The sequence below is a fragment of the Microbacterium caowuchunii genome (assembly GCF_008727755.1).
Lineage (GTDB): Bacteria > Actinomycetota > Actinomycetes > Actinomycetales > Microbacteriaceae > Microbacterium > Microbacterium caowuchunii.
Map to the genome: position 1 here is coordinate 3124029 of NZ_CP044231.1, position 15850 is coordinate 3139878.

Consider the following 15850-nt stretch of genomic DNA (forward strand, 5'->3'; position numbering starts at 1 on the left):
TGTCACACTGCATGTACATGCACAATGACAAGTATTCGGCCGCCGACACGGGCGGCCCGAGAAGAGGAGTCCCCATGAACGATCAGGATGAGACCACCCCGGACCGCCCGCTCGGCTTCTGGCTGCACACGACCGACCGCGTGATCTCGGCGCGCATCGCGGAGGCGCTGGCGGATGAGGGAGTCGACCGCCGCGACTGGATGCTGCTGAACCTGCTGTCGGGTGACGTGCAGGACCCCGAGCGCCTCGCCCGGTTCGTGCACCGCGGACGACGGCTGTCCGCTCTCCATGCGCGCGGCTGGGCCGAATGGGCCGACGGAACCTGGACGCTCACGACCGAGGGGCGTGCCGTGAAGGACCGCCTCGCCGAGAAGGTCGCGGGAGTGCGGGCGCAGGTCGCCGACGCGGTCAGCCCCGAGGACTTCGCCACGATGATGGCGTCGCTCCAGGCCATCTCCCGCAGCCTCGGCGGCGACGACGTCGCGGATGCGGCCCGCGTGTTGCGCCGCCGTCGACACGGCGGCAAGGGACGCGGCGGAAACCACGAGGGATGCCGCCACGGCCACGAGGGATGCCATCACGGCCACGGCGAACACGGCTGCGGGCGCGGACACGGCGGACACGGCCGCGCGTTCGCCGGCCACCACGGGCACGGGCACGGCCGCCCGTTCCCCGGTCACCGCGGCCGGCACGGGTACGGCGCGGACGAGCGCTCCGCCACCGCCGACGTCGACTGACCTGAATACCCCGACCGGGGCGCTCGGACCGCGCGGGAGCGCGGCCTCCGAATGCCCCGGTCGCGGCAATTAAGCTGGAATGATGCACCTCAACGCCACGCGCGCCTGGAACCGCTTCTACGCTCCGGGCACCCCCCTCGACATCGAGACGGTCACCGGCTCCCTCTCCGACCTCCTCGACGAGCGCGTGGCCGAGTACGCCGACCGCGATGCGATCAGCTTCTTCGGCGCCACCGTGACCTACCGGGAGCTCGCCGACCGGGTCTCCCGGGTCGCCGCAGGGCTCCGCGATCTCGGGGTCGGCCGCGGCGACCGGGTCGCGCTCGTGATGCCGAACGCGCCGACGCACGTCATCGCGTTCTACGCGGTGCTGCGCCTCGGGGCGGTCGTGGTGGAGCACAACCCGCTGTACACCCCGGACGAGCTCGAGGTGCAGTTCCGCGACCACGGTGCGCAGGTCGTGGTCGCGTGGGACAAAGTCGCCCCGACGATCGCCGCCCTGCCCGCCGATCTCGGCATCCGCCACATCGTCTCCGTCGACGTCACCCGGGACATGCCGTTCGGCACCCGTCTGGCTCTCCGGCTCCCCGTCGCGAAGGCCAGGGAGTCGCGGGCGAAGCTCACCGCTCCGGCACCCGGCACCATCCCGTTCTCCCGTCTCGAGCGCAGCAAGCCGCTGCCGGCCGGCCACCCGCGCCCGTCGGTGACCGACCTCGCCTGCCTGCAGTACACCTCCGGGACGACGGGCACCCCGAAGGGTGCCATGATCACGCACGGCAACCTGTGGTCGAACGCGCGCCAGGGGGCCGCGTGGATGCCGGACTTCACCCGTGGCGAGGGGAACATCTACGGTCTCCTCCCCATGTTCCACTCGTTCGGCGTGCTGCTGTCGGTCATCTACTCCGTCGAGACCGGCTCCCGTGCGGTGCTGTTCCCGACCTTCGATCCCGAGCTCGTCTCCCAGGCCGCGAAGCGCTTCCCGCCGACGTTCGTCCCCGCCGTCCCGCCGATGTTCGACCGCCTCGCCCGTGTGGCGCGCGAGGGCAAGCTCGATCTGAGCGGCGTCGTGTACGCGATCTCGGGGGCGATGACGCTGACCCCCGCGGTGGTGAAGCGGTGGGAGGACCTGGCCGGGAGCATGCTCAACGAGGGCTACGGCCTCACCGAGACGAGCCCCGTCGCGCTGGCGAACCCGTTCACCTCGCACCGGAAGATCGGCGCCATCGGCATCCCGTTCCCGTCCACCGACATCCGCGTCGTGGACCCGAACGAACCGACCCGCGAGGTGGCACAGGGCGAGGTGGGCGAGCTGCTCATCCACGGCCCGCAGGTCTTCCAGGGGTACTGGAACCGTCCCGAGGAGACGGCCGCGGCCCTCATCGAGGACCGCTGGCTGCGCACCGGAGACCTCGTCGTGCAGGATGACGAGGGCTTCGTCACGGTCGTCGACCGGAAGAAGGAGCTCATCATCACGGGTGGGTTCAACGTCTCCCCGAGCGAGGTGGAGCGCGTGGTGAACACGGTGCCGGGCGTCGCCGAGTCGGCGGTCGTCGGCGTCCCGCGCGGCGGCGGCGCCGAGGTGGTCACCGCGGTCGTCGTGCTCGAGCCGGGCGCGACGTTCGACGAGGATGCGGCCCGCACCGAGGCGCGCGAGCACCTGGCCGAGTACAAGCGGCCCAGCAGCTACGTCGTCTGGGAGGAGCTGCCGAAGTCCCTCATCGGCAAGGTCCTGCGACGGCGCGTGCGCGACACCCTCATCGCCGACCGGAAGGCCGTGCGCGCACTCCCCGACGAGGACTGAGCGCGCCGGAGCGCCCGCGGGTCAGTGCCCGGGGTGTGTACGGGTCAGTGCCCGGCAGCGCCCGCTTCGGTCACGGCCACGTCGGCGACGGTGAAGTCGCGGAAGGACCGGGATGCGGTGGGCCCGCGCTGCCCCTGGTAGCGGTTGCCGTACACCCCGGAGCCGTAGGGGTTCTCGGTCGGGGAGCTCAACCGGAAGAAGCAGAGCTGCCCGATCTTCATGCCCGGCCACAGCTTGATCGGCAGGGTGGCCACGTTGGACAGCTCGAGCGTCACGTGCCCGGAGAATCCCGGGTCGATGAAGCCGGCGGTCGAGTGGGTCAGCAGCCCCAGCCGGCCCAGGGAGGACTTCCCTTCCAGGCGCGCGGCGACGTCGTCCGGGAGCGAGACGAGCTCGAACGTCGATCCCAGGGCGAACTCCCCCGGGTGCAGGATGAACGGCTCGTCGGGGGCGACCTCGATGAGCCGCGTCAGCTCCGGCTGGTCGACGGCCGGGTCGATGAACGGGTACTTGTGGTTGTCGAAGAGCCGGAAGTAGCGGTCCAGCCGGACGTCCACGCTGGACGGCTGGATCATCGCCGCATCCGACGGCTCCAGTCCGATCCGGCCGGTGGACAGTTCCTGCTTGATGTCACGATCGGAGAGCAGCACGGGCTCAGCCTACCGAGCCTCGCCTTTGCTATGCTTGCGGAACGCCTCCGGGCGTACGGGGCTGTAGTTCAATGGCAGAACTTCTGCTTCCCAAGCAGATAGCGCGGGTTCGATTCCCGTCAGCCCCTCCAAAGCTCCGACGTGCGGCCGCCAGGCCGCCCGGCGGAGCTTTCGTGTTGAAGTGAACCGAACCCTTGGATGGGCCCACGCCGCCCGAGGCTCCGCACCGGCGCGCGCGGGTGGAGAAGGCGGTGAAGACGATTCCCGTCAGCCCCTCCGATGTTGTCGCTTTCCAGAGGTATCCCGGACTGGAGATTCCTCGGAATCGAGACCTCACCGTGCCAACGACGCACCAGGACCTTCTGGTGGCCGGCCGCGCCTGAACGAAACGACGTCGGATGCGGCGCTGTCGCGCGGATGTCGCGCAGCGTCCGCACCAAGGCGTCGACGTCCGGATAGGGAAAATCACGTCCGTTCGAGTCGGCGCATGGTCCGTATCCGGGTTTCGAAGAGCCGTGCAGGATCCATCACGCCGATGCGGGTCAGCTCATCAACGATGAGGTTCACGAACCGAATCTGGTCGACGGTTCCCGCGCGATGACGGTGCGCACCGGCGGCCGGAGACGGTGCTGATCGAATGAGGTCCCATTCAGAAGGTCGGTGGCAACGACAGCTAGCTCGAACAGGCAAGGCCCGCCAGGCGGACTCGGCGGGCCCTGCCTGTTGCGGGAGGCGCACAGGAGGACCGCGAATTCCTCCGCGGCCCTCCCCGTACCCGGCCCGATTCCGAGCGATCGATGCTCAGTGGTTGTCTGGGCGGAGCGCGTCGGTTCCCGGTACATCCCAGCGCATGGCCGTGATGGTCACGCTGTCTGTGCCGTCGCCTTCGCTCAGCGCTGTCACCTCGAAGTCGGCGCTGCTGGCGCTGAAGAACTTTCCGTCATCGATGTTCACTGTCCAGCCGGGCTGAGAACGGATCCATGCGGCGTACGCGTCCATGCGGTTCTGCTCTGACAGGGTCACGTGGAAGACCGGCGGCTTCGAGGGCTTCCCGTCGTACCGGACCTCATAGGTGCGACCGGCGAACCGGTAGTCAAAACCGCCCGTGGGCAATGCTGCATGCCACTGCGCGGGAAGGCCTTGGGCCGGGCTCACTTTGGCGCCGGAGTTCAACGTCACGTTGGTGTCACCGTTCAAGGTGCGGACGAAATTGTGCGTGGACACACCCGTTCTCGGCAGCCCCGCCGCCCAGGCCTTGGCACCGGCCTCGTCTTCTCCTTCGATCCAGTAATCCAGTTCACGGAACGAGCCATCGATGCCGATGGAAAAGGTGACATGGCGAAGCGACCCTGGCGGTACCGGCTGGGCGTCCCACCCCAGAGGCTCACCCCAACTGTCCGGCTGCGCCGCCGAGGCGTTCGTGCTGGCCGATGTCATCTTGACGGCCTCGTCTGCCGTGGCGAAGCCGTTGTCGACCAGCCACTGTGGGTCACCTCTGAACTCGGCGAGAACGTTCTCGACGCTGATCTCCGTCTTGTCCAGTACGCGACGGGCCGTTTTCCCGTCGAACGCTGACGCAGACCCGGAGAGTGCCTCCAGTCCAACGGAGAGCGTGTACTCCATCTCCGACGCCGTACCCGCATATGCGAGGAGGGTTTCGACCGGGTAGCTGGCGTCGGCCAGGCTCTCTGTCAGAAAGGTGTGGACCTCTATCGCGCCGAGTTCACCCCTGGCTTCTGCTTCCTCGTAGATCGCATTGACCTGATCGGTGAGCGCATCCAGTCCGTCACGGTCCGCAGAAGCGCATGAGCTGAGCCCTGCGGTCAGTGCGACGCACAGCAGCGCCGCCACCGTCGTCTTCTTCATCCGTCTGGTCGAGACACGGAAGTGAGCCTGCATTGTTCCCCTTTCAACACCCCGCACCTGCGCGGGCACATCGTCCGTCGTCCTCGGGGAGTCACTGGTTCCCGAATTCCGGTGCGCCGCAGTCGCGTTGCTGCCGCCTGGACTCCTCGAGTCGCCGCCTGAAACCGCCGCGGGCGCGCTCACTGAGCGCTGAGCGCTGCCAGGTCGGTCTGACGGAATTTGGCATGATTTCCGAAGCCCTGGTAGACGAACAGGCGCTCGAAGTCGACGTTGTCGTCGGCCGGGGGAAGCCCGATGTCCTCCCCTGGCACGTCCTCCGGCGTGGGAACGCCCGCAGGACAATAGACGACCATCGCGCCGCTTCCCGGATCGTCCTCGCCGAGGCCCTCGAAGCAGTCCCCCATCATCCCGGTCTGCCGGATCGTCGACGTCCCCCACGCGGTCGCCACCGTGCCGGGGCGGTAGTCATGACAGAACGAACCATCCGCCCGGCACCATGTGCCCGCGAAGTCATCCCACTTCGCCGCCGGAGCGTTGAGGGTCAGGATGACGAACCACGCCGGGTACTCCGACACCGCCTCGGTCCCGACATCACCGATGTAGTCGATCGTGCTCTGGATCGCCGAGGTGATGGTCAGCCAGGCGAGCTTCGACACGACCGAGCCGGCCTTGGAAGCGGCACCACCCACGAACTTCTGAGCCTTCTCGGCAGCCTCCCCGGATGCCTTTCCAGCCACCTCGACAGCAGCGCCCTGGAGCGTGTCGGAGTCCAGGGCGCCGACGCACGTGGAGATCCAGTTGGCCGTCGTCGCCCAGTCGTTCTCTGGCTTGAGCTGGGTGAAGTCGCAGTCCCGGGCGAGGAAGAACACGCCCAGGGCGCCGGCGAAGACGTCGTCCGGGTCCAACTCCTCGAGAGCGGCACCCAGCGTTCCGGACAGCAGCACCTCTGGGAAGCTCGGCATCGGGAACTCTACGATCTGCGCCGTCTGCGTCAGCTGCTGCGAGGCACGCACCGCGTCCTCTTCGACGACGAACGTGTAAGTGCGGGTGGGGAGGATGAACGTCTGTGGGTTGAGGAGCAGGCTGGCCCCGTCGGCGATCATCTGGTATCCGGCTCCAATGAGGTCCGAGGTAGAAGGCTCCAGCGCATCCATGCCGGCGTAGACGGTCGTGAGGCCGTCTGCGAAGACAACCGGGAAGCCGTAGGACCGGTTCGCGGCCGCTCGCACTTGCAGACGCGAGGAGTCATCCGGATCAGGGCCAACACAGATCAGTACAGCAGCGTTCCCGCCGTCGAGCCCGAAGCCGGAGACGGCTGCGTTATCGGACTTGAGAGAATCCTGGACCCACGGCACCGCCCCCTCCGAGTCTGGCTCGCACTCCGGGATGTCCGCAGAGTTCCCCAGAAGCACGTGCGTGGCACGCATCGCCCACTGCGAGCCGAGGGCGAAGTCGGACGAAAAGTCAGCCCATGCCGCGGCGGTGTTCTCGCCGAGGTCTTCGACGAAGCCCGCGGCAGCGACCCCTGCCTCATTGAGCGCCGAGTTGGCTGCCTCCACGGCAGCGGCCGTGCCCGTGACGACGATCGTCCAGAGCCCGCCGAGCGGACCGGTCGGCACAGCGACGGTCGTCGCACGCGATGCCGCGGTGCCGGTGCTCGCCAGGCTCATCACCGGCGGCCCCGCGGCCGCGGGGTCAGCAGACGCACCTCCGGACGAAACGGCCGTGCGGATCGTGCGGAGATCGTCCCCGATGCTGGTCGGCGCGGGCATCCAGCTCGCCGACTCGGCGTCATAGTAGGCGAACGTCGCGATCGCCCCCTCGGGGAGGTTCACGGGAAGTTCCGAACGCAGTTCGCCGTCACCCTCCGGCAGCTCGCCGTCGCCAACACGCTGAAACGGGTGGAGCGCTAGATAAGCAGAGTTCTGCAGATCGCTGAGCGCGTACGCCGCGTCCTCGGGGGTCTCGGCCGGCTCGAAACGGACCTCGACACCTCCGACCGTTGCCACCGCGGAAGGCGTGCCCTTCGGAAGCTGCACCACCCAGACCACCGCAGCCGCCACGACGAGCGCGACCACGACGATCAACGCGATCCAGAGGAAACGACGATTCGGCCGAGCGTCTTTCGGGTTCTGCTCGGTGGGCGCGGGTGGTTCAGCAGCGGTCACCCGCCCAGATTAGGGGCGCGCGAACCCCTCCTCGCGCCAGTTCGACGGACTTCGGACGATCCCGGACACGGTCTCAGAGGAAACGCGCCGGGGAACGGAAGGGCCCAGGGTCAGCATGCGCTCGGTACCGGCGCCTCGGGTTCATTTGATGGGGTTCTTCCTGCGTCGATATGCTCCGGAATCCGACGCCCGCTGGTCGGTTCGCCAGCCCTACAATCCTCGGACACTAAAGAGCATTCCGCGCTCGTCACGCTCGATCCGACCGGTGTCCAGGCCGCGCTGCAGGCCTGCGGCCAGACGCGCCGAAACACCTTCCGTCATTCGCTTGCCGCCGAACAGCGACAGGGCTTGGCGTTTGAGCTCGTCCTCGTTCATGCCGCCCCCGAGCTCGGCCACGACGGCCATGGCGTTCGCGATCTCCACGAGCGGTACGTGGTCGAGGTTCCGCCCATCACCGGGCTGGCTACGACGGACGTTCCGCCACTCAAGGGGATCGATGCCGGACGGCCAGGCGCACCATTGGTCGGTGGTGCGCAGGTGCTCCGGAGGGAGGCAGCGGAGGATCGCTTCCGCGCGCGCCGTGGCAACCCGGTTCAGACCGAACGACTCCGCCGCGAGGCGCGCCAGGCGCGTCTTGTGGATGGGGCCTTCCGCCTGAATGATCTCGCGCAGCACCGAACGCACCTTCTGCACGGCAGCGCCGTCGGGCAGGCGATCGAGCGTCTCCGTCGTGCCGAACCGCTTGGGTTCCCACTCGACGTATTGGCGCAGGCGAGGATGCCGAAGCTCGGGTCCGGCGGACTCCGGCGCAGGCGCAAGGCTCGAGCGAAGCAAACCCGATTCCGCGGCGGGCATCGGCTCAGGCGTGTCGCTCTCCACCGATGTCCGTTCGGCGGGCGCGACCGGCGCGGGCACCTCGATCTTCGCCGTCTTGAGGACGCCGCTCGCCTCTGTGACAGCCTTCTCCAGACGCGCGAGCGTCTCGTCGCGCTGCTGGAGCCACTCCGGGAGCCACACCCGCTCGACGCCGGGCCACCTCATGAGCCCCTTCAGCACGTCGACCGGAAGTCCGTCCCGGTCCGCAACGGTGCGGCGTGCGCGCCAGTTCTCACCGTCGAGAAGGACCGCGACGAGCGGCTGCTCGGGCTCGGCCGCATCGGCGATCGAGATGTCGACCCGGAAATCCGACAATCCGATGTCGGTCTGCACGGCAAATCCTCGGTAGCGCAGTTCGTCGGCGATCTCGTCTCGATGACGGTCGACCATGCGCTCACGATGCGCACTGTCGGTGGCGGACTCGACGCCGGATGCGGCGAGCTCGAGGTAGCCCTTGAGATGCTTAATGCCGATCGATGCGGTCTCTTCGGCGCGCAGCTCGGACGGGTCGAAGCTTGCGAACAGGATCACCTGGCGGCGGGCGCGCGTGATCGCGACGTTGAGTCGCCGTTCTCCGCCGGCTCTGGACAGCGGCCCGAAGTTCAGCGGGATGACGCCACGGTCGTTCGCGCTGAAGGCGACCGAGAACAGGATCGTGTCCCGTTCGTCGCCCTGCACGTTCTCGAGGTTCTTCACGAACAGGCCGTCGCGTTCATCGAGGGCCTGGGCGATCCGCGGGTCCGGCGCCTCTCTGAGGAGCGTCTCGATCAGCGCACGCTGCTGCGCGTTGAACGTGATGATCCCGAGGGAGGGCGTCTCCTCCGGAGATGCGGCGAACCGCTGTGCGACTTCCCGAACGATCGCTTCAGCCTCCGCGCGGTTCGTCCGAAGTTCCTTCCCCCGCCCGGACCGGTTGAAGTGCCCATCGACCCGAACGAGGGAGATGCCGTGATCGGTGTCCCCGGTCGATCCGCTCACCGGCCACGGGGCGGGAAACGATGAGAGCCGACTGTCGTAGTACGCGTGGTTGCTGAAGGTGATGAGCGACTCATCCTGGCTGCGGTAGTGCCACGACAACCACTGACGCGGGACGCGTGCCTGCACGCACTCGGTCAGGATCGACTCCTCGTCTGCCACGACGTCAGCAACGGAGGACGTGTCGGCGTCGATGTCGCTGCTCGCCTCGGCGAAGCTGGACGGCGGCATCTGCTTGCTGTCCCCCACGACCACGACCGAAGCCCCGCGGCCCATCGCCCCTACCGCATCCGCGACCCGGATCTGGGAAGCCTCGTCGAAGACGACGACGTCGAACATCTTCGCCTTCGCGGGGAAGAAGCGGGCCACCGATTCGGGGCTCATGAGCACGCACGGCGCGATCTGCGTGATCAGGTCGCCGTAGTTTTCGAAGAGCGCACGGACACTCATCCCCCCGCGCTGCCGGGCGAGCTGGCGCTTCAGCTCACCCATCATGCCGCCCTCGTAGGCGGGGTCGATCCGACGCTTCGCCATTATCTCGCCCGGAATCCACTTGGGCAGCGCGTTGCGGATAGCGGCAGCACTGGAGGTGAACCGGTCGATGGTCCGGTTGTGAGCGGGGACGTCGAAGGCGGCCATGGCCTGGGAGTCCGCGCGTTCCGCGATGGATGCCAACGCGACGCCCTTGTCGAATGCGAGCGAGGCGAGATCCGCCGGGATCGCTCCGGTGAGCAGCGCGGTGTGGGCGTCCGAGAGGCCGAAGCGGAGCAGGGGCGCCAGATGCCGTTGGAACGCGACCCAGCGGTCGAGGGACACGGGCTCCGTCGTCACGAGATTGCGGGCGCCTGCGGTAGCTCGCCACGCTTCGAAGAACGGCATGTCACCGGCCCAGGTGAACAGGACCGCGATGCCTTCGTTCTCGGAGTCGGCGATGCCACTCGCCGCGGCGAGCGCGCGCCACGCCGTCGCGAGCCGGGTGAGTGCCGCGGCGAGCGCGGGGTCCGTGGAACTCGCCGCGTAGTACCGCCGGAGGGCGCTGCGAAGCTCGACGCTGCCGTCCCCGGCGGACAACTGGGAGCCCAACCACACGACCCACGCGAGTGTGGTCTTCGCAGGCTCGATGCCTTCGCGGAGGTGGGGGTTCCAGTCAGGCGACACCACGGACAGCGGAAGTCCCGCCAACGCAGTGCGGAGCGAGCTGATCTCGTCAGCCGTCCGGGCGATCTCGGCGGCCAGCGGTGTCACCTCGCGGGCAGGGAAGCTTCGGGCTTCAGCTCGCAACGCCGAGCCGAAGCTGGCGAGCGCGGCGCGCTGCCGCTTGCGGCGTCCGAAGAACCCGGACGCGTCGGCCGCGACCGCTGCCTGATGCACCGCCTGCACATCCCCGTCGAGCGCTTCGGGTCCTACCGACGCGAACCACGGGCGCTCGGCGGCGCTCGCGTTGAGCCGCTCCTGCAGCGCGGTGATCTCTCCGGCGGCGTTGCGTGCATGCACGGCGTCGATCGCGTCGAGCGGGTACCGCGGCGCATTCGCCAACGCGGCCCAGCGATCGAGGGATGCCGGGCTGGATGCGAGGGCCGCCAGGTCGTTGTCGGTCTGCCGAGCAAGGATGTCGGTGAGCGCAGCGTCGAACTCGCGGGCGGGGGCGTGGAGCGCCTTCGTGTCGATCGTGTCGACCACAGAAGCCGTCACGAAGCCCCACGGATGCAGCGGCGTGGGGTGCGCGAGGTCTGCGGTTTCGGGCAGCGTGCGCAGGATGTCACGCAGGCTGTCGAACTGCTCTTCGGACGCTGTCGCAACGAGGGTCGAGGGGATCGCGAGGGGTTCGATGTCCTCGGCCGACGCGAGCAGTTGCGCGCGAGCGGAGTACAGCGAAAGGCCCGCGGCGTTCGGCTCGTGCAGTCGCTGCGCGTAGCGCTTCAGCGATCCGCGACTGGTCGCGGCGGTCTCCGTGTCGGCCTTGAGCGCGGCGCCGTCCGGGCGGGCGACAGCGTCGATCGCTGCGCGGATCTGCGCCCGCACGGCCGCCGGCCGCGCCCCCTTGTCGTGCAGGTCGAGCGAGAAGGGACCGAGTCCCACCGCATCCAACCTGGTCTTCACCACATCGAGGGCCGCTCGCTTCTCGGCGACGAACAGCACCCGCTTGCCGTTGGCGAGGGAGTGAGCCAGCAGGTTGGTGATGGTCTGCGACTTCCCGGTTCCGGGAGGTCCCTCGAGGACGAACGTGCGGCCTGCTTCGGCTTCGGCGACCGCTTCGAGCTGCGATGAATCGGCGGGCACGGGGACGGCGTTGCTGAGCGCGTCGAGGTCGACGTCGGCCGGCGCCGGAACCGGATCGGCGAATTCCGCGGTCGGGGTGTGGATGAGGTGGTTGACGAGAGGGTTGGCGGCGAACTCCGTCCAGTTCTCGTCGAGGTCTTTCCAGAGCCGGTACTTCGCGAACTGCAGGATCGACAGATCCACCGTGTCCTCGACCGTGAACGGAAGTCGGGCGGCCGCGAGTGCCTGTCGCGTCGCGGCGAAGGCCGCCGGGAGGTCGATGCCCGAGTCGTCCGTCGCGGGGTTGGCGAGGCCGGGGATGTCGAGTCCGAAACTCAACCGGAGCTTCTCGAGGAGACAGTAGTTCGGGGTGGATTCCCCCGCCTCATCGATGCTGAGACGGAAGGTCTTTCCCCCACCCGCCGACTCGAGGGTCACCGGGATGAGCACGAGCGGAGAGCGGAGTTCTCGATCGTTGAAGGTCCAGCGCAGCATCCCGAATGCGAGATACAGGTTGTTGGCGCCGGTTTCCTCGACGATCGTCCGCGCCTTGTAGGCGAGCGCGCGCAACCTGGGGACGTAGGTCGCTTCGGTGACACCGACGAAGACCTGCTTGCGCTCGGTGAGCATCCCCGCGCGCGCCGTTTCGGGGAGCTCCTGGCCGTATCGGATGCCGCGACTGCCGTCGACCGTGGGGATGCGGTCGTTGGGCACGAGCGTGATCGTGGTGCCGTTGTTGACCATGTCTTCGAAGGCCGCGAGCGACGGCTGCGGGACGGCGAGCGGGTACCCGGACTTGTCGCCGTAGTTGATGAGCCTGTTGCGCAGGCTCAGGTCGAGGAGCGCGTTCTTCCATTGCGCGACGCGAGGCGGCACGTCTCGTGCCACACCTCCCGCGATCGCCTCGGCGGATGGGGCGTAGTGCAACGCTTCCGCGGCCGGTGCGACGGCGTACTCGACCACCTGCACGTCGCCTGTTTCGCCCACCACCCGGCTCGGCAGCGGGTAGATGCGAGCCAGACGTGCCTGTTTGACGTCGGTGATGCCGAGCACCGCCGAAGCATCCCCCGCGAGCGTGGTGGTGTGGTGGATGCGTCGCGCATCGGCGAACGGTTTCGACGCCACGCCCCCGGTCAGGAACGTCGTCTCGACGACCTCGATCTGCCCCATGCCGACGTAGTTGATTGCTTCCGCAGCATCCATCTGTGCCGGCCCGTCGAGGCTCGCGTCGTCTCGCCAGTACCCGAGGAAGATGTGTCCGGAGATCAACCACAGCGTCGAGTTGATCCCGGCTTCTTCGAGCGCCGCCGCAAGGGTGACGGTCGTGTCGAGACAGGTGCCGAGACGCCCTTCGAGCACCTCGGCGGGGGTCCGTACCTTCTGCCCCTCCAGTCCCCAGCTCGCGGGGGGCTCGGCGTATCGGATGTCCCGAGCCCGCATGCTCTCGTAGATCGCCTCGACGATCGCGTCCACCCGCTCACGTGAGCCCTGCTGGTAGCCGTCGAGCGCCGGGTTCCCCGTCTTCGCCTGCAGCAGGTCGGATGCTTCCACCAGGAGCGGCGCGATGGCGGGCGAGTTCGGCTGCACGAAGGAGGCGAGCAGCTCGAGACCGAGCTGCGGCGGGTTGGCACGCCACTGGGTGGAGGCGAGGACTTCCACCGCGGCATCTTGGTGCGCGATGACGGCACCGGCCGCATCCCGGAGGATGACGCGAACGACACCCTGCGTCGGGTGTTCGACGGTGAGCATGCGTGCGGGGTCGAGCACGAGGTCGGCGTTCCGCAGCGTGAGGGGGCGTGCCCCGTCGAGATCGACGATGACCACCTTCGGGTCGCCGAGCGATCCGAGTCGGCAGATCGCTTCGATTTCGACCGAGGCTCCGCGCATCTCTTCGCCCCGGTAGTCGATCGTGACCTCGTCGACGATCGCGATCGAGTTGCGCGCGTGTGCGTAGCTGAGGGTGGGGATGGAGCTCACCGAGATATGCGCGGTCGCGCCGGGCACGGCCGGGATCGGCTCCGCGAAGATCGGGGCTTCTACGTTTGGCTTCGATGCCTGGGCGTCGTCGATCGCGGTCTGGGTGGCGTTCGTTTCCGTATCGGCACCGCTCTGCGGGCTCGCGACCGCCACCCCGCTTTCGGCTGCCATCGCGGCGATCACCGTCGTCTTGAGCTCACCCACCCGTGCGGCGGGCTCTTCGACCTGAAGCGCCCGCAACAGAATCTCCGCGCAGTCGAGTGCTCGGTAGGTCTCAGCGGTCGAGAACTCTTCGTTGTGCGCCCATTTGTTCCGGGTGTTGCGCAGTTCACTCGCACAGTTCTGAGCCTGGCGGGTGAGCAGCCCCGCGAACGGGTAACCGATGGAGCCGAACGACTCGGTGAACGCCCGCAGGAGCAAGGATAGGTCTTTGGGGTTGTAGCGGGCGTATGCACGCCCGGCCTGCCGGTCCTTGTGCCCGATGATGTCGGTCCAGTCCGCGACCGCGGGCGCAAGCTCGTGGAACCGTGCAGCAACGTGCGGTTCAAGCCCATCACTCAAGATGATGAGCGCCTTCTCGATCTGCGCTCGCGCATCAAACTCGGACATCGCACTCCTCGTTGTGGACACAGCCGTGTCCCTAGCTCTTCGTGTTCTTCAGGTGACGACCGATGTAGCCGATGTAGATCTTCCCGGTTCGTGCCGTGTCGTCGTAGTAGTGCATGCGGGGCGCGAAGGAGTCCCGCCAAGTCGGCTTGAAGTGCGCGTCCATCAGTACCCTGCCGGTGTCCGACACCTCCTGTGGTACCGGAAGCATTCGCTCCGCGCGCCACTGCGCGCGGTTTAGTACGGAGTCGCTTTCAGTCGGGGCATGTCGATCGGGTGGGCACTTATGCCCGTCGAGCGTGTCCGACTTGAGGTAGGCATGAAGCCCGCTCGTGATCCTTCCTTCGAGCTTTCCTTCCGCGTAGTCGTACAGAACGTGGACGTAGTCCCAGAATGCATATGCATACCGCGGGGTCTTCTCGCGCACATCGATCTCCAGAGCTGTGTCGACGTCTCCCGTGAACACGATGCGGGATGCCGCTGGGTGCGCCTCATCCCCGGGCGTAATCCGCGCGACAAGCTCCGCGATGTCGTAGGGCGGATCCCAGATCGATTCGACCGGTTCCACATGCGTTTCCGTAGCCAGGTCAGCCTCGATGAGGCGACGGCGGAGGATCTGCACTTCCCGCTCGAGGCTCCGGACCTGCTCGTCCGAGACCGCGAGGTCGAACGAAAGCTCTTCGGCGCTGGTGCGGAGCCCGCGGAGCTCCGCATCGTTCGTTTCGATGTCGGCGATGGCCCCGTCGATCTGCTCGGTAGCGACAGACAGTTCAGCCGCGGAAGTGGTGAGCAGACTCTCCAGACTCTCCAAGGCACCTTGAGTCACCTTCTCAACCCCCACCCACCGCTTCAGCAGCGCTCCGAGCCGTGCCGCAAACCCGGGGTCGATGGACGTTTCCTGTGCCGGCGACGCGGAGGAAGGAACTTCGTCTCGAATCCGTTCCGGCGTCGACGACGGGGTCGGGTGGGCGAGCCGCCGGCGCACCTCCTGAGCACGCTCACTGACGAGATCTGCGCGCGCCAGGATCTCGAGGGAGCGACGCACATCAGGCGGAAGATCCCGCTGTATGAAGCGCAGTCGCGTCGATTCCGCATGTCTGTTCACCAGCGGGGTCGCCACGCGCGTGCCGTCGATCGCGCGAGCCAATGTGGCGGGACCGAGCATCCGATGTCGGATGCCGTCCGCGGCCGAGTCGAGCTCCACTTGAGGCGCGAAGGTACGGACTACACCCCGCTCAATCCGATGCGAATGCGGTAAACGCATCGCGAGGAGTTCCGTCGCCTCCGGATCCAGCACGAATGTAGTTGCCACGCCCACGCTCTGCTTCGTCAGACTCGTGATGATCTCTTGCCAGCGATCAGGAGGCGCTCCCTCGAGCGCCGGCGCGACGATGACGCTAGCGGTTCGCGCAGGATCCACGATCGCCTGCCACACCTCGTCTATGTCGGAAGAACGGATCATCGAGGGCACCCCGTGTAGCGGAGTCTCCCCGTCCCTCGCGTTGGTCGTTTCAAGAATCTGCCGCGCGAGACGAGGCGTGTCGACCTTTGAAACAGCCGTAGAAGTCGGTACTTCGTCGACGCCCGCTTCAATCACGAGCGACTGCGGGTAACGGCGCGCCTGCGGAGCGGAGATCGCATAGAGGGACACGGTCCAAACTCCGTGCCGGTTGCGCTCGCGCAGTCGATAGAGCCTTCTTCGGCTCTGATCCAGACTCTCCGCTGCATGCACGACGACCAGTTCTGAGTCACCGCCGAGATCGTGCACCCCCGGCCCATCCCAGTCCGACCGCTCCGCCCCGCTGCTCCTGCGGTTCTTCTTCCCGCCAAGCCACGACCGTAGTTGTGATTCAGCGACCGCGACAGCGTCTTCGTCGGGCGTCAGGCGCAGGATCGCGCGATATCCGATTGCCACTTCACATCCCCCAATGTGTC

General features: G+C 67.6%; 7 protein-coding genes and 1 tRNA gene. 3 read left to right on the forward strand and 5 right to left on the reverse strand.

Features of this window, described 5'->3' with window-relative positions; genetic code table 11:
* Window positions 1-74 precede the first annotated feature (74 nt).
* Together F6J84_RS14720 and F6J84_RS14725 are read left to right on the forward strand one after the other, a co-directional pair.
* Window positions 75-737: a MarR family winged helix-turn-helix transcriptional regulator gene (locus tag F6J84_RS14720; RefSeq protein ID WP_150974506.1), complete on the forward strand. Its 663-nt coding sequence runs from the start codon at window positions 75-77 to the stop codon at window positions 735-737.
* An 82-nt stretch (window positions 738-819) separates the two neighbouring features.
* Entirely contained in the window at window positions 820-2538 is a 1719-nt protein-coding gene (locus F6J84_RS14725) for a long-chain-fatty-acid--CoA ligase (protein WP_150974507.1), read from the forward strand.
* Window positions 2539-2582: 44 nt separating this feature from the next.
* Here F6J84_RS14725 and dcd read toward each other — a convergent pair whose 3' ends face one another.
* Window positions 2583-3188, reverse strand: a complete 606-nt coding sequence (dcd, locus tag F6J84_RS14730; protein WP_150892698.1) for a dCTP deaminase — start codon at window positions 3186-3188, stop codon at window positions 2583-2585.
* A gap of 57 nt (window positions 3189-3245) precedes the next feature.
* Between dcd and F6J84_RS14735 the strand changes: the two genes are divergently transcribed.
* Window positions 3246-3319, forward strand: a tRNA-Gly gene (locus F6J84_RS14735).
* A 670-nt stretch (window positions 3320-3989) separates the two neighbouring features.
* Here F6J84_RS14735 and F6J84_RS14740 read toward each other — a convergent pair.
* The 4 genes from F6J84_RS14740 to F6J84_RS14755 form a co-directional block, all read right to left on the reverse strand.
* Window positions 3990-5054: a hypothetical protein gene (locus F6J84_RS14740; protein ID WP_150974508.1), complete on the reverse strand. Its 1065-nt coding sequence runs from the start codon at window positions 5052-5054 to the stop codon at window positions 3990-3992.
* Between the two features lie 179 nt (window positions 5055-5233).
* The gene (locus F6J84_RS14745) at window positions 5234-7222 is read right to left on the reverse strand and encodes a hypothetical protein (RefSeq protein WP_150974509.1); all 1989 of its coding nucleotides are present in this window, start codon (window positions 7220-7222) and stop codon (window positions 5234-5236) included.
* Between the two features lie 210 nt (window positions 7223-7432).
* Complete coding sequence (locus F6J84_RS14750; protein ID WP_191905697.1) at window positions 7433-13918, reverse strand: DUF3320 domain-containing protein; 6486 nt, start codon at window positions 13916-13918, stop codon at window positions 7433-7435.
* Between the two features lie 31 nt (window positions 13919-13949).
* On the reverse strand, window positions 13950-15830 hold the full coding sequence (locus F6J84_RS14755) for a hypothetical protein (protein ID WP_150974510.1): 1881 nt from the start codon (window positions 15828-15830) through the stop codon (window positions 13950-13952).
* Between the last annotated feature and the right edge of the window lie 20 nt (window positions 15831-15850).

Coding starts and splice junctions, on each gene's coding strand:
- F6J84_RS14750 (WP_191905697.1), bottom strand. CDS start 13,918: ATGTCCGAGTTTGATGCGCGAGCGCAGATCGAGAAGGCGCTCATCATC.
- F6J84_RS14720 (WP_150974506.1), top strand. CDS start 75: ATGAACGATCAGGATGAGACCACCCCGGACCGCCCGCTCGGCTTCTGG.
- F6J84_RS14740 (WP_150974508.1), bottom strand. CDS start 5,054: ATGAAGAAGACGACGGTGGCGGCGCTGCTGTGCGTCGCACTGACCGCA.
- F6J84_RS14725 (WP_150974507.1), top strand. CDS start 820: ATGCACCTCAACGCCACGCGCGCCTGGAACCGCTTCTACGCTCCGGGC.